Raw genomic sequence first — 14,105 nt, 5'->3', positions numbered from 1 at the left:
GCCCCGGGCGGGAGGATCGCTCCTCGTGACTTCTGCAACGGTTTGCAGCAACGCTTTCAGCGCGGCGGGCGACGACACCACGACCGTGCCGGCGGTGCGGCTGCACCACACGTCCGGCGCCGAGCTCGTGGTCGCGCTGCGTGGCGCCGCCGTCCTCGCGTGGCGCGCCCCCTGGCGCGGCGCCGACGGCATCGAGCGCGTCGAGGACCTCGTCGACGGGTACGCCGACGAGGCGGAGGTCGCCGCGCACGACGCCGCGCGGTCGGCGCTCATGGCGCCGTTCGTCAACCGCCTCGCGGGCGGCGAGTACGTGTTCGACGGCGTCCGGCACCGCGTACCCCCGGTGCTCCCCTGGGAGCCGCTCGCCATGCACGGGTTCGCGCGCACGCTCGACTGGGCGGTCGTCGAGGATGCGGGGGAGGGCGGGGTCGCTGCGCGCGACGCGGCGGCCGTCGACGGGGCGGAGCGCGAGTCCGTGACGCTCCGGACGGTCGTCCACGCCGACGCGCACGCCGGCTACCCGTTCGCGCTCGTGCTGGAGGTCCGGTACGTCCTGGGCGCCGGATCCCTCGACGTCACGCTGCGCGCCCGCAACGTCGGGACGACCGCGGCCCCCGTCTCGCTCGGCTGGCACCCCTACCTCCGGGTACCCGGGCACGGCACGGTCGACGCGCTGGAGCTCACGGTGCCGGCCCGCCGCGCCGTCGTGACTGACGTGGGGATGCTCCCGCTCGCGGGGGAGGCCGCGTTCGGGGCGACCGACGGCGTCGGCCCGCTGCCGCTCGCGGGCGTGCGCCTCGACCACGCGTTCGCCGACCTCCGGGCCGACGCCGACGGCCGCGCGCGCACGGTCGTGCGCGACCCCGCCACCGGGCAGGGGCTCGCCGTCTGGCAGGAGCGCGGCCTCGTGCACGTCTACACGGGCGACGGCCTGGCACGGCGCGGCCGCGCGGCGATCGCCGTCGAGCCGGTGGAGACGCTGACCGACGCGTTCAACCGGGCGGACTGCGCCGCCGACGTGCGGCTCGAGCCGGGGGCCGTCCGCGAGTTCGCCTTCGGGGTCGAGGTCCTGGCGTGACCCACGTCTCGTCCACCCGATTTGGCCTGGTCCGGAACCTCACGTAGAGTAGTGATCACCGACGCGGGGTGGAGCAGCTCGGTAGCTCGCTGGGCTCATAACCCAGAGGTCGCAGGTTCAAATCCTGCCCCCGCTACCACGGGAAGGCCCTCTGGCTAGGCGAAATGCCTAGTCAGAGGGCCTTTTGCTTTGCCTCCAGGGAGGTGCTCGGTCCGGGGTGAAAATCCGGGTGAGGGTGCTGGCGGGTGGGCCCTGCAACGCAGTTTCGTGTGGACTTGCTACCTAGGTTCAAAACGGAACTGGCGGTTCCGTAGGGAAACCGGCCTGCGCCCCGTCGTCGGATCGCGGCCCACGGGCACAGGTACGAGATGACATGCCGGTGTGCGCTGCCTCCGTACCGAGCGCCTCGTCGCCGCCACAACATGCGTCTCGAAACTGGTGTCGTAGGTCACCGCTACGCTCCATCCAAGCGCCGCCGTGCAGACGCCGAGGCGTAGGACTGACTACTGGGGGAGCGTCGGCATGGGCATCGGGGCGCAGTGGATTCGTGCTGCACTTCAGGTCAACCCGTTCACGTACGAGGGCCGCAACGCGCCGAAGACCTTCTTTGCGGACGAGGCGACGTACAACGCCGCCCTCCTCGACAAGTGCGACGAGTTGGGCATCGCCTTGATCGCGATCACCGACCACTGGCGAGTCGATTCTGCGCTGGAGTTGATCGCCGCTGCCGAGGCCCGGGGCATCGTCGCGCTCCCGGGGTTCGAGGCGAACTCTTCGGAGGGCATCCACATCCTCGTCCTCTTCGAGGCCGGGACGCCCGTCGCGACGATCAACGCGGCCATCGGGCGCTGCGGAGCCAACCCGGGCTGCGACAACGGCACGCCCGGCGAGCCCTACGCGAAGATCATGGAGCGGATGACCGCCGCTGGGGCACTCCCTGTCCCGGCCCACGTGAACGTGAAGCCCGCCGGCCTGCTGACGACCCGGTCGGGCCAGCCGCTCGCGACGATGATTCTGCACAAGGACCTTCACGTCATCGGTGTCTCGCCCGGTGTCGAGGCGGCGAAGGATCAGGAGGCAGTCGTCGACGGGGCCGGGATATTCGAGCGCGTCCACCCTCTGGCGGTGATCCATGCCGACGACGTGATGGGTCCACGTCAGTTGCAGGATCCCGGTGCGAGCACGTGGTTCAAGGTCAGCTCGCCCTCGCTCGAGAGCCTGAAGCTCGCGGTGCGGACACCCGAGACCAGAATCTCGCTCGGTGACCCGCGATCCACGCCGCGGCCGTGCATCAAGAGTGTGTCCTGGGTTGGGGGATACTTCGACGGGGTGAGCGTGCCGATCTCCTCGGATCTGACCGCGCTCATCGGCGGACGGGGCGCTGGCAAGTCGACGGTGATCGAGAGCATCCGCTACGCGCTCGACATCCGGCCGATCTCGGCTCAGATGGCCAAGGACCACAAGGCGATCGTCGATGACGTGCTAAACGCCGGCACGATCGTGCGCGTCGAAGTCGAGAGCGTTTCTCCGACGGTCCAGAGCTACACCATCCAACGCGAGGTGCCTCATCCTCCTGTGGTGCTCGACTCTGCCGGCCAGCGCACGAAGCTCACGCCCGTCGACGCGATTGGAGCCGTCGAAGTGTTCGGCCAGCACGAGCTTGCGGAACTCGCGGGTGACTCGGGGAGCATCGCCGAGCTTGTCAGGCGCTTCGACGGCTCCGACGGAGAGGACCCGGCGCTGATGGACGTGCGCGAGCGGCTGCGCGTCAACCGCGAAGACCTCATGCGAGCTGAGGAAGCCAGGACGAAGCTGGAGGACGAGCAGACGCAGGCCGAGCGGCTCGAAGAGCAGCTTGATCGCTATCAGGGCACCGACGTCCCGGGCAAGCTTCGCGGGCACGAGCGGCTCGCACTGGACGACGCCGCCTTCAGCGAGGGGTTGTCTCGCGTGGATGCGGCCAAGCGTGCTCTGGACCAGTATCGGAAGTCTGCGTCTCTGACCGATCTTGTTGCGAGGATCGATGACATCGACGGCGCGCCGCAGGCCGAGCGCCTGTCACGTGTGACGACGGCCCTGGAAGGTCTGCACCAAGCACTGACCGATCTTGGCGTGCAGGCCGCTTCCGCAATCGAGGCCGCACAGAGCGAGATCAGAGAGGCGCGGGTCGACTGGAACGAGGCGACCACCGGCGAGAGGGAGAACTATGGCGAGGTCCTCCGAGAGCTCGCCGAGGCGGGGCTCGATCCTGGGAAGTACATCGCTGCCAAGGCGGAACTGACATCGGTCAAGGCGTCGAAGCCCCGCTTGAAGGCAAAGGCCGAGGAGATCAAGCAGCTGCTCAACGAGCGCACCGCCATGCTCGACGAGCTCCGTGCGCACGAGACGGCCGCCACCGAGCGCCTGCACACGGCGATCCGGTCAGCGAACGGCGCGACGGATGGCGTCGTGGTGGTCAGGCCGATGCCGACCAAGGATCGTTCCCACGTCATGGATGCCATCAAGGCGAGGGTCAGCGGGCAGAGGACCCAGATCGTCGCAGCGGTGCAGGATCCGGCGTTCTCTCCGCAGGCACTCGCCGAGGCGATCAGAGACGGCGGCGGTGCGCTCGCTGAGCTCGGCATCAAGGGCGCACAGTCGTCAAGCCTTGTCGAGGCCGGCGAGGAGCTGGCGCGCGAGCTGGAGGAGCTCACCGTGGCCCCCGCGGTCGAAGTGCTGCTCAGGATAGACGGCGCGCAAGGGTTGCGGAGCCTCGACCAGCTCTCGAAGGGGCAGCGAGCCACCGCGCTACTGCTCCTGCTGCTCGGTGCGTCCGATGCGCCCTTGATCATCGACCAGCCGGAGGACGACCTGGACAACAACTTCGTCTACAAGGGAGTGGTCAGGCACCTGCGGGAGCTGAAGGGCAAGCGGCAGATCATCGCGAGCACCCACAATGCCAACGTGCCGGTGCTCGGAGACGCCGAACTCATCGTGGTGCTCGAGAGCCACGGGAGCCACGGCCGTCCATCGGAAGCCGGTGTCGGCTCTTTGGACGACCGCGCGATCCGCTCCCTCGCGGAGAACATCCTCGAGGGCGGCCCCGCGGCCTTCAACGCACGTCATCACCTCTACGGATTCTGACCGGTCAGGACCCGCCATGGCCACTGAGGATCGGTCTGGCACTGCAGAGGGACATGTCGCCGGTCTGGGCGGGGGACTCGCGACCCTCAAGCAGACGACGGACTGACCATGAACCGGGTCTGGAATGAAGGATCGAAGCATGGCAAGCAGCATTGAAGGTGACGTTGCGCGCATCGAGGCGGCTCTCAACACCCCGACGCTGAAGCTGCTGGACCGCAAGTCCGCAGGTGTCGCGATGCCCCTGTTCGCCAACGCGTTCCCCGAGGACGGACAGCCTGTCCCGGTCGAGCAGTTCCATACTCGTGTCGACGCTCTCCTGGACGAGCTCCGCGCTGGCGGCTACACGGTCCCGGCCTCCACCGGGAAGGCCCTGGCGATGCAGTGGGTGCGTGAGCGTTGGCTCTACCGTGACCCGGGCCGCGGTGAGGAGACCTACCAGCTGACCGGTGACGCGAAACAGGCTCTCGACTACGTTACCCGTGCCACGCGCACGCAACTCAACGTCTCGGTCTCCCGCATCGAGACGATGCGCCGTGTCGTCTCGGAGGCGGCGCTCACGGCGAACCCGGACCGCGAGGAGCGCAAGCGCCGTCTGGCCGAGGAGATCGCCCGGCTGCAGGCCGACTACGACTTGCTCGCGTCTGGCGCGGAGATGCCCGGGTCCTCCGAGGCCGAGCTGACCGAGCAGTTCGCCAACGTGCTGCGCGAACTCGACGGTCTGCCCTCGGACTTCCGTCGTGTCGAGGAAGCCGTGCGCGAGATGCACCGCGTCATCACCAAGCGGTTTCGCGAGGAGGTGAGTCCAGTCGGTGAGGTGGTCGACAGCTACCTCAAGCAGTCCGAGGACCTGCTGACCGCGACTCCCGAGGGGCGCGCGTTCAAAGGGGCCCTGGAGCTATTCCGTAAGCCCGACTGGCTGACCCGGCTGCGTGCCGACCTCGGGATGATCCTCGCCCACCCCTGGGCCGGCACGCTGCTGCCGGACGAGCAGCGTCAGCTGCGCACGGCAGTCGACGTGATCCGCCGGGGCATGACCGACGTCCTCGACCAGCGCCGGCGGCTCTCGGCGACCCTGCGCGAGCACATCGAGAACTACGACCACATCAAGAACCGGGAGCTTGAGGCCGTCCTGCGCGGCATCGACAGTGAGATGCGGACGTGGATGCAGTCCGCCCGGCCTCGCGACCACGTCGAGGTCGATCTGATCCCCCAGAACCTCGACATGGCGATGCTCCGGCTCAAGTCCTTCGATCCCGCGAGCGAACGCGTGCCGGAACCACTCGAGGACGTCTCCAACGAGGCACCAGCGTCCCTGTCGCTGGCCGAGATCCGCCAGCAGGGTGGGCCCTCGCTCGAACGACTGCGGGAGCAGATCGAGACGAAGCTCGCCGAGGGCAATCTCGAGTCCGCCGCAACGCTCTTCAACATGTTGCCCGCCGATCTGCGCAGACCCGTCGAGATTCTCGGACTCATCCACCTGTTCGCGCAGATGGACGCCGAGTTCGTCCCGTCTGTGCGTGAGCAGGTCACCGCCATCCGACCCGACGGCAGCGTCCGCCGGTTCCGGATCCCCACATCAACCTTGATCACGACCGGCCCGCAGCCCGAGGGAGACGCACGGTGACCGACAGCCTGACCGACGAGACACAGGGCAATGCCGAGAACGACGCTCCCGACGTCACCAGCCTCGCGCTGTTCGAGGGGGACACGAGCACTCTCTACCCCGAGCAGCGGTGGTGTCTCCATGCGCTGCTGAAGCAGCGCTACGTCTCGGCCGACCGGTACCCCGAGCAGTGGGCCGTGCTCCTCGACAACCCCGACATCATCGAGAGCCGGCTCAACGAGCTCTTCTTTCGGCTGCGCCTCGACCGTGAGAACCAGGTCGCCTTCAAGTATCCGGCCGTGGCGGACACCGGCGAGTCCCTGCCGTCGTTGCTGCGCGACATGCCGCACACGAAGGAAGAGACGATCGTCATGGTCTTCGTGCGCCAGCGCTTTTTTGCTCAGCGCCAGGAGGGTGAGGACGTGGTATTCGTCGATCGCCAGGTGTTGCTCGACGAGGTGGCCGACCAGCGCCCTGAGCACGCCACCCACCGCGCGATGGACGACAAGCGCGCACGCAAGGCGATCGACGGCTTGGCCGCCGCGGGAGTGCTGCTCAAGACTCAGGACCCCGACCGGTTCCGGATCTCACCGATCATCGAGGTCCTCCTGCCGATCGAGAAGCTGCGGAGTCTGTGGACGTGGCTCATGACCCAGAACGGCACCGAGGCCGAGGACGGCAACGCTGAGGCCACGAACGAGACCGACAACGACGACGAGCTCGACCTGCTGGCCGAGCTCGAGGAGGAAGACGCATGACGACCGACCTGCTGTTCTCGACACAGCCCGGCCCCGTGATCGACCATGACCAGTGGCGCATCGAAGCCCTGCAGATGGTCAACTGGGGCGGATTCCACGGTCGTCGTGAGGTGCGCTTCTCCACCGGCTCCACGCTGCTCTCCGGTGCGAGCGGCTCCGGCAAGAGCACGGTGCTCGACGCCTACATTGCGCTCATGATGCCCTCGGACACGCCGTTCAACGGGGCGTCCAACGACGCTGGCGGCGGGCGTGCGCGGTCGAGCGAGCAGCGCAACCTGTTGAGCTACCTGCGCGGCAAGATGGACGAGAGCCGGGTGGCCGGCTCGCACGAGATGCGCGATGAGGTGTTGCGCGGCCGGGACGGCGGCCCCGTCTGGGGTGCGATCGCCGGGACCTTCGTCAACGACAACGGTCGCCGCTACACCGTCGCGCGCATCTACTACGCCAAGGCCGGGGCACGGCTCGGCGGTGAGGTGGTCACGACCTTTGCGACATTCGACGGCTACCTCGACCTGACACGCCTCGAGGCGCTGGCGTCGACCCGCTTCGACAAGCGCTCGCTCAAGGCTGCGATCCCCGGTCTTCTCACGCGCACCAGCTTCGGGGAGTTCGAAAGCACGATCCACACGCGTCTGGGCATCGGTGACGGCGGAGACGGTGGTCGCAAGGCCATGCGTCTGCTCGCCCGGGTCCAGGCCGGCATGCAGATCAGCCGCGTCGACGGTCTCTACAAGAAGATGGTGCTCGAGAAGCCCACCACCTATCAGGCCGCCGACGATGCCCTGGCGCACTTCGCGGACCTGGAGGCCTCCTACACGAAGATGGTCGACGAGGCGGCCAAGGTGAAGACGCTCGAGCGGCTGCCCGGGTTGCAGCACGACCTTGCCGACGCGGAGACCAAGGCGCTGCTCATCGCCCAGTTCGGCGCTGACGACGCGGGGCCGTCGCCCTTCCAGCTCTGGCGACTGCGCACGGAACGGAGGCTCCTCGACACGGCGGTCACCCACAACCGGCGTGATCACAGCTCCACGACCACCGCGTTCGAGACGGCCAAGACGGAGGAAGCCGATCTCCGTGCGCGGCTGGCTCAGATCGCCAAGGACAAGAACGCCCACGGTGGTGCGGCGATCGAGGAGCGTCGCACGGAGATCGATCGTCTCACGCGCAGCCGTGAGACGGTCTACCAGGCCAACATCCGCTTCCAGACGCGGACCGAGCCCATCAACCTCGTCGTGCCTGAGACTTCCGAGCAGTTCGCCGAGGCGCAGGCCGATGCGACGGAATTCCTGGCGGTCTCCGACGAGCGGGAGACCGCCCTCCGGGCCGAGGAGGAGACCGTCCGGGAGGAGGAGCTCGCCCCGCTGACCACCAGGCAGCGCGAGCTCCTCGATGAGCGGAGGTCCCTCCAGGGGCGTGCCGGGGCGGTCCCGCAGGGCCTGCACGACGCCCGCGTCCGCATGGCTCAGGCCGCGGGTCTCGATCCGATGGAGGACCTTCCGTTCGCCGCCGAGCTCATCGACGTCCTGCCTGACGAGGAGCACTGGCGCACGGCCGTGGAGACCACCCTGGGCGGTATCGCGCGTACGGTGCTCGTGGACCGCCGCACGCGCAATCGGCTCTCCTCGGCGATCGATCGTGTGTCGATCCGCCCGCGCATCAGGTTCCAGGCGGTCACCTTGGCCGAGCACGAGGAGTGGCAGGGCGACCCCTCCTACGTCTCGGGCAAGCTTGCATTCAAGGACTCACCCTTCTCGCACTGGCTCCAGGACCGTGTCACGGCCCCTGGCATCGACCACCTGTGCGTGGCCGACGCCGCGTCGCTTGACGGTCCCGGCTCACGTGTCACGCCTGCAGGGCAGACCCGTGACGGCGACAAGGGCGCGCACGGAAAGTCCGGCGACGGCTCCATCATCGGGTTCTCCAACGAGCGCCGACTCGCCGACATCGAGACCCAGCTGGCCGAGTTGGACCCGCAGATCGTCGCCGTGCGGGGGCGGATCACGGCGATCCAGGCACGCCTGACCGACCTGCGCGCACAGAAGGCCGCCCACGCCTTCGTCCAGGACACGACCTGGTCTGAGATCGACCACCTGGGCATCAACCGGCGCATCGCCGAGCTCGAGGTCGAGATCCGTCGACTCCGCGAGGCCAATGAGATCCTCGACGCCCTGGAGGCTGAGGAAGAGCGGCTCACGCCGCTGCACGACAAGGCGAACAGCGCCAGGGTCCTGGCCGAGAGCCGCCTCACCGAGCTCGACAAGACGTGGGGTCGCCTCTGCGACTTCCAAGACACCGTCCAGGACGCCATCGACGCGATCGAGGACGGACAGACAGTCACGGTCACCGACGCGCAGCAGACCTACCTGGACACGTTGTTCGCGAGCAACTGGGACATCACCAACCTGGACGCGTTCAGCTCGAACATCAAGGCCCTGCGTCGTCGGCTGGGCGACGAGGCGATCTCCGCGCAACGCGCTGTACGTACGGCGACCAACGCCATGGAGGGCATGTTCGAGGCGTACCAGCAGCAGTGGCGCGATCCCAATCTCGGTGTTTCTGTGCTCTCGGCCGACGGCTACCGTGAGATTCTCGACCGGATCCGCTCCGAGGGCTTGCACGAACGCCGCGACACCTGGAAGCGCCAGTTCGCCGCCTGGTCCAGTGACGACCTATTGCGGCTCAGCGAGACCTTCGACACGGCGCTGGACGACATCGAAGACCGCCTGCGACCGATCAACCGGATCCTGGGGACCTTGCCGTTCGGCGGCAAGGGCGTGCTGCAGATCGACCTCCGCCGTCTCCAAAGCCAGGAGTTGGGCGAGTTCCGCCGTGACCTGCGGGACCTGTCCTCGGGGTTGGCCCTTGAACTGACGGAGAAGGAGCTCGAGTCCCGGTTCGCGCGCCTGCGGGAGTTCATGAGCCGCATTGCGGTGACCGAGGGCACCACGAAGGCGTCGTCGAAGCGCGACAAGTACCTCGACGTTCGTCAGCACGTCGTCATCACCGCGGTCGTGCTCGGCGAGAACGGGCAGGAGATCGCCATGCACGACTCGCTCGGCGAGAAGTCCGGTGGTGAGACCCAAGAGCTCGTCGCCTTTATCGTGGGCTCGGCCCTGCGGTACCAGCTCGGCGACGAGACGCGCGCCCGCCCTCGGTTCGCCCCGGTATTCCTCGACGAGGGCTTCGTCAAGGCCGACAGCGAGTTCGCCGGCCGCGCTGTCACCGCCTGGCAGAACCTCGGGTTCCAGCTCATCATCGGCGCACCGTTCGACAAGGTCACCGGTCTCGAGCCCCACATGGACCTCGTCCTGGAGGTCACCAAGAGTGCGAAGGGCTACTCGTTCGTCCACGAGCTGGTCGACGACGAGGGCGAGGTATGAAGACACCGGAGACCGTCGTTGGAGACGTCCGCCGACGGCTGACAAACCGCTGGCACGAGCACGTCGTGGGGGACACGAGCGCCTTCCCGCACGCCTTCCCCCTTGGACGCCCCACCACCGCCGACCTGAAGTCCGACTACGCGGCCGTTCACGCACAGACCGTCGTGTGGCAGGACTGGGCGCGAAGCAATGGCATCGTCCTCGATTATGAGAGGCGGCAGGCCAAGGGAGGGAGCACGCAGAGCGTTCCCACCCACGTCCACGTCGAGTCGATCGACCAGGCGGCCGCCATCGTCGGCGAGCAGTGGCCGGAACGGCTGCAGCGTGCCCGCGCTCGGTGCGCCGTCCTGGTCGGGCGCTTCCCGCGCGTCCCCGACATGGGGCGCGTGCTCCGGCTCGTGGACGGCTACTCCGCGGTCGACTTCGAGCTGCTCCTTACAGTCGCCCAGTGGTATCGCGACGACCCAGCACGGGTCAGCCTCGGGGTCACGCCGCGCCAGGTGCCCCTTCCCGGCGTCCACGCGAAGTGGCTGCAGAACCACCGTGCCGGCGTGCTCGCTCTCACAGGGCTCGATGACCTCGGGCTTCTCCCCGCCCACCCTGCTCGCATCCACTTCACCTACCTCGACCCCGAGCACCGGGCCGCCGGCGGACGTGTCCACGACTCGGCGACGGTCGGGGACAGCGTCACGCCGGCGTACGCACCCCAGGTCGTCGTCATCTCGGAGAACAAGGACACGGCGATCCACTTCCCGGCTCTCGCCCGGGGGATCGCCGTCGAGGGTGTGGGCAAGGGCGGAAAGACCCCGGCGGCCTTCCCCTGGATCCGCGATGCACCGGTCGTCGTGTACTGGGGCGACATCGACAAGGACGGCTACGAGATTCTCGACGGCTACCGTGCCGACTTCGGTCGTGACATCGACTCGATCCTCATGGATCCGGCGACTTACGACGAGTTCGAACAGTTTGGCACCGACCACGACCAGCACGGGAAGCCACTGATGCCCGATACGCCCAAGTTGGTCGAAACTCTGCATGCGGGCGAGCGCGAGGTCTACCTTCGCGTGCTCGACGTGTCCCACGCCGGTCACCGACGCATCGAACAGGAGCGGATCCCGCTCGGCCGCGCGCGCGACGCCGTTGCGCTGATCTGCGGGCCGTCTACATAAGTGCGCAACGCGGCGCGGGCAAGGCGGTCACGACCAGCCGGAAAATACGCGTCTGAGCGGGAGGTCGACTTGCCCGTCTCCGCCCTGGGGACGGTCCGGTCTACTTGATGGTCGCCAGTAGGTCGGCAGGGTGTGCGTCGAGTCCTCGGCCTAGCTTGACGATCACGTCGAGCGAGTCTCTCCGGGACGCGGCTGAGGCGGGTGCCGAGGTTGCCCGACTGTGTACTGAGGAACTCGGTGATCGCCAGCGTCTGGTCTGCGGGTCCTCCGAAACCGCGAGACAGCGACACGCCATGAACGGGTCAGTTCAGCGCGCTCAGTGCGTGCTACTAATCTGCCGAGGAGCTCACCGGTCGGTACGCCATCGGGCGGTTCAACAGCGCTCCATGTCGTGTCCGTCATCTGAGGGAAGCAAGGGAGCGACGTGCCGCATGATTCCGGCCCCACAGGGGTCAAAAACGTGTTCTCGGACCTCTTGAGTGCTGTGATTAGCAGCTCCCGGAACTTTCACCGGTTGGAGCATCTAGGTCGGCGACGCGGTAGCCGTACGTTCGACGAGGAAGCGATCACCGGGCTCGTCCTAGCGGAGCTGACCGGCCGGGCGTACCAGGTTGCCGCACCGTGCACGCAGTGCGGCGGTGCCGAGTGCATTGACTGGTCCGGACAGCCGCCGCCCCAGGCCAAGGCCGCTCGCGCCAAGGCGATGACGAAGCACGAGGAGGGCGGCAACGCGAAGAATGGGGAGGTCGGCAACGGCGCGGACTTTGCCATCGCTGTGCAGTTCGGTGCAGAAGATCGTGAGACGCGCCTGCTCGTGCAGGCGAAGAGATCGGAGGGGGGAAAGAGACCGGACATCCCTCCGCGCCAGTACCGGTTGCTCCTCAATGCGGCTGCCTCCCTCGACGCCGCTCCGTACTACGCGATCTACATCCAGGCCAAGGACGCTCACACGAGCTTGCCGACTGCGTGCGACGTCCATGTCACGGCAGCGGAGAGATGCATCGTCCTGGTCCCTGCCGGGCCGGAGGAAGGTGCTGACTACCTGCCAAGGTTGTCCCTTGCTGAGCTGGCGAAACGAGGCCGACCTCTGCGCTGTCTCGCAGGCTGCGCAAGTACGAGTACCCGCGCATCGTCATCGGTCGGAGACGCGGTGAATGCGTTCGTCCAAGCGTCGTTCTCCGACTACGTCCCCGCGTCAGCCGACTCGCCGCCGTTGGACGTCGGCACTCGTGTCGAGATCCGTACGGACCATCAAATGGTCGACCCGATGACGGGTGTTGCCCGAGACCAGGTGCTGATGGTCCGGCTCGGGGAGCGCCAATGGGTTTCGTCGCCCGAGCCCCGGTTCATCGGGCACGCACCTGAGATGACCGCTGCCGAGATTCGTCAGGCCGCTCGAATGTGGTGGAGGCTGAACGCGCGCCGCGCGTTGACGGTCGGACACGTCGTCGCTGTCGAGAGATCAGGTGACGTGGTGGGTGTCTACCGGGTCAAGGGTGGCATCGAGCGTCGCGTGGACAACGCCGAGACGCGCGTCGCTTTCGACGTCGAGGAAGAACCGGACGAGCAGGTCAGGAGAGGAGTCGTCGCCATGGCCGACCTTGTCACGTCGACCAGCCGTGGCACGCGGAACCCCGTGCGCTACCTGGGGCCGCTGGACCCGACGGTCCCGGACTGATCGAGCAGTGCGGACTGCTCCGCGTCGACCGACCACTCGTCCAGCGACATGTCGGCGACAGACTGACGCGCCCGGTGGAGGCGCGGGCCTCCGTGGCACGCCACTCACGGCTCGGGCGACGAACTAGAGTCACGAACGTCGCCCGGGCCGAGGCCGGATGCCTCGTCGCTGTTCTCCGGCGTCGGTACAGGCCCGAGAGGTGGCGAGACGACCGGAAGGGGTTAAGTCAGGACCGGACGGAGCCTCGCTCGGCCACCGGTCCACCGCGTCCCGCGAGCGACAGGGTGTCCAGACGCAGGTCCGGGCACCCCGTGCTGTGACGCGCCCCACCCGGCCGAGGCGCGGGCGGGGGAAGCCACGGCCCACGGCCCGGCGTTATCGTCAGTGGCCGGCGCCCACCACTCCCGCGGGCGCCCGACACCCGGAAGGTCACCATGCGCCGTCTGCGTCCCCGTCCCGCCGTCCTGACCGCCGTCACGGCGGTCGCCGCGCTCACGCTGGCGGCCTGTTCGTCGGGTGCCGACGACGGCGGCGACGCCGCGAGCCCGAGCGAGAGCGCGTCGGGTGACGCGCAGTGCGAGCCCGGTGCGCTCCCGACGCTCACCGACGGCGTGCTGACCGTCGGTGCGGGCGAGCCGTACTCCCCGTGGTACGTGGGGGAGCAGGACTCGGGCGAGGGCTTCGAGTCGGCCCTGATCTACGCCGTCGCGGACCGCCTGGGCTACGCGGCGGACGACGTGGTGTGGGAGACGGTGACGTTCGAGCAGATCATCAGCCCGGCGGTGAAGCCGTTCGACGTGGCGGCGTACCAGACGTCGATCACGGACGAGCGCAAGCAGGCCGTCGACTTCTCGAGCCCGTACCTCACGACGCGCCAGGGCGTCATCGTCATGGAGGACGGCCCGTACGCGGGCGCGACGACGCTGGCCGAGCTCGACGGCGCGCGCATCGGGGTCACCGCCGCCCAGACGAGCCTCACGCTCGCCGAGGCCGCGTGGGGCGAGGACGCCGACATCTCGCCGTACAGCGCCGCGGGCGACGGCATGCAGGCGCTGCAGTCCGGCACGATCGACGCGATGGTCATGGACGTCGACCAGGGCGTCGCCGCCTCGACCGAGTACTTCCCGGACTCCGTCGTCATCGGCACCCTGCCCGATGAGGGCGTCGTCGAGCAGTACGGCCTCGTCCTGGACCTCGGCTCGGAGCTCACGGACTGCGTGTCGCAGGCCGTCGACGACCTGGAGGCGGACGGCACGCTCGCCGAGCTGCGCACGACATGGCTCAAGTCGGACGACATCCCCGTCCTCCAGTGACCC

Annotated in this window: 8 protein-coding genes and 1 tRNA gene; all 9 read left to right on the top strand. The window is 68.1% G+C overall.

All coding sequences use genetic code 11. From position 1 onward, the window contains the following. Positions 1–25: 25 nt before the first annotated feature. The 9 genes from RDI86_RS03285 (at position 26) to RDI86_RS03245 (ending at position 14,102) form a co-directional block, all read left to right on the top strand. Entirely contained in the window at positions 26–1,078 is a 1,053-nt protein-coding gene (locus tag RDI86_RS03285; protein WP_308820679.1) for an aldose 1-epimerase, read from the top strand. Positions 1,079–1,140: 62 nt separating this feature from the next. Beyond that, positions 1,141–1,217, top strand: a tRNA-Met gene (locus RDI86_RS03280). Between the two features lie 383 nt (positions 1,218–1,600). Further along, entirely contained in the window at positions 1,601–4,201 is a 2,601-nt protein-coding gene (locus RDI86_RS03275) for a TrlF family AAA-like ATPase (protein WP_308820678.1), read from the top strand. Between the two features lie 139 nt (positions 4,202–4,340). Continuing rightward, positions 4,341–5,825: a DUF3375 family protein gene (locus RDI86_RS03270; RefSeq protein WP_308820677.1), complete on the top strand. Its 1,485-nt coding sequence runs from the start codon at positions 4,341–4,343 to the stop codon at positions 5,823–5,825. Beyond that, a complete protein-coding gene (locus RDI86_RS03265; RefSeq protein ID WP_308820676.1) occupies positions 5,822–6,562 on the top strand; it encodes a DUF4194 domain-containing protein in 741 nt (246 codons plus the stop codon). The genes RDI86_RS03270 and RDI86_RS03265 overlap by 4 nt, the downstream gene beginning before the upstream one ends. Beyond that, entirely contained in the window at positions 6,559–9,942 is a 3,384-nt protein-coding gene (locus RDI86_RS03260) for an ATP-binding protein (protein WP_308820675.1), read from the top strand. The genes RDI86_RS03265 and RDI86_RS03260 overlap by 4 nt, the downstream gene beginning before the upstream one ends. After that, positions 9,939–11,111 carry a Wadjet anti-phage system protein JetD domain-containing protein gene (locus tag RDI86_RS03255; RefSeq protein WP_308820674.1) on the top strand — a complete coding sequence of 391 codons (1,173 nt, stop codon included), beginning with the start codon at positions 9,939–9,941 and terminating at the stop codon, positions 11,109–11,111. Before RDI86_RS03260 ends, RDI86_RS03255 begins: the two co-directional genes overlap by 4 nt. 460 nt (positions 11,112–11,571) lie before the next feature. After that, positions 11,572–12,789, top strand: a complete 1,218-nt coding sequence (locus RDI86_RS03250; protein ID WP_308820673.1) for a hypothetical protein — start codon at positions 11,572–11,574, stop codon at positions 12,787–12,789. A 434-nt stretch (positions 12,790–13,223) separates the two neighbouring features. Beyond that, positions 13,224–14,102, top strand: coding sequence for an ABC transporter substrate-binding protein (locus RDI86_RS03245; protein ID WP_076405159.1), 879 nt, complete (start codon positions 13,224–13,226; stop codon positions 14,100–14,102). Positions 14,103–14,105 lie beyond the last annotated feature (3 nt).

This window comes from Cellulosimicrobium sp. XJ-DQ-B-000 (genome assembly GCF_031119065.1).
Classification (GTDB): Bacteria; Actinomycetota; Actinomycetes; order Actinomycetales; family Cellulomonadaceae; genus Cellulosimicrobium; species Cellulosimicrobium funkei.
The sequence above is the reverse complement of the archived record's forward strand: the minus strand, read 5'-3'. Positions and strand labels throughout refer to the sequence as shown.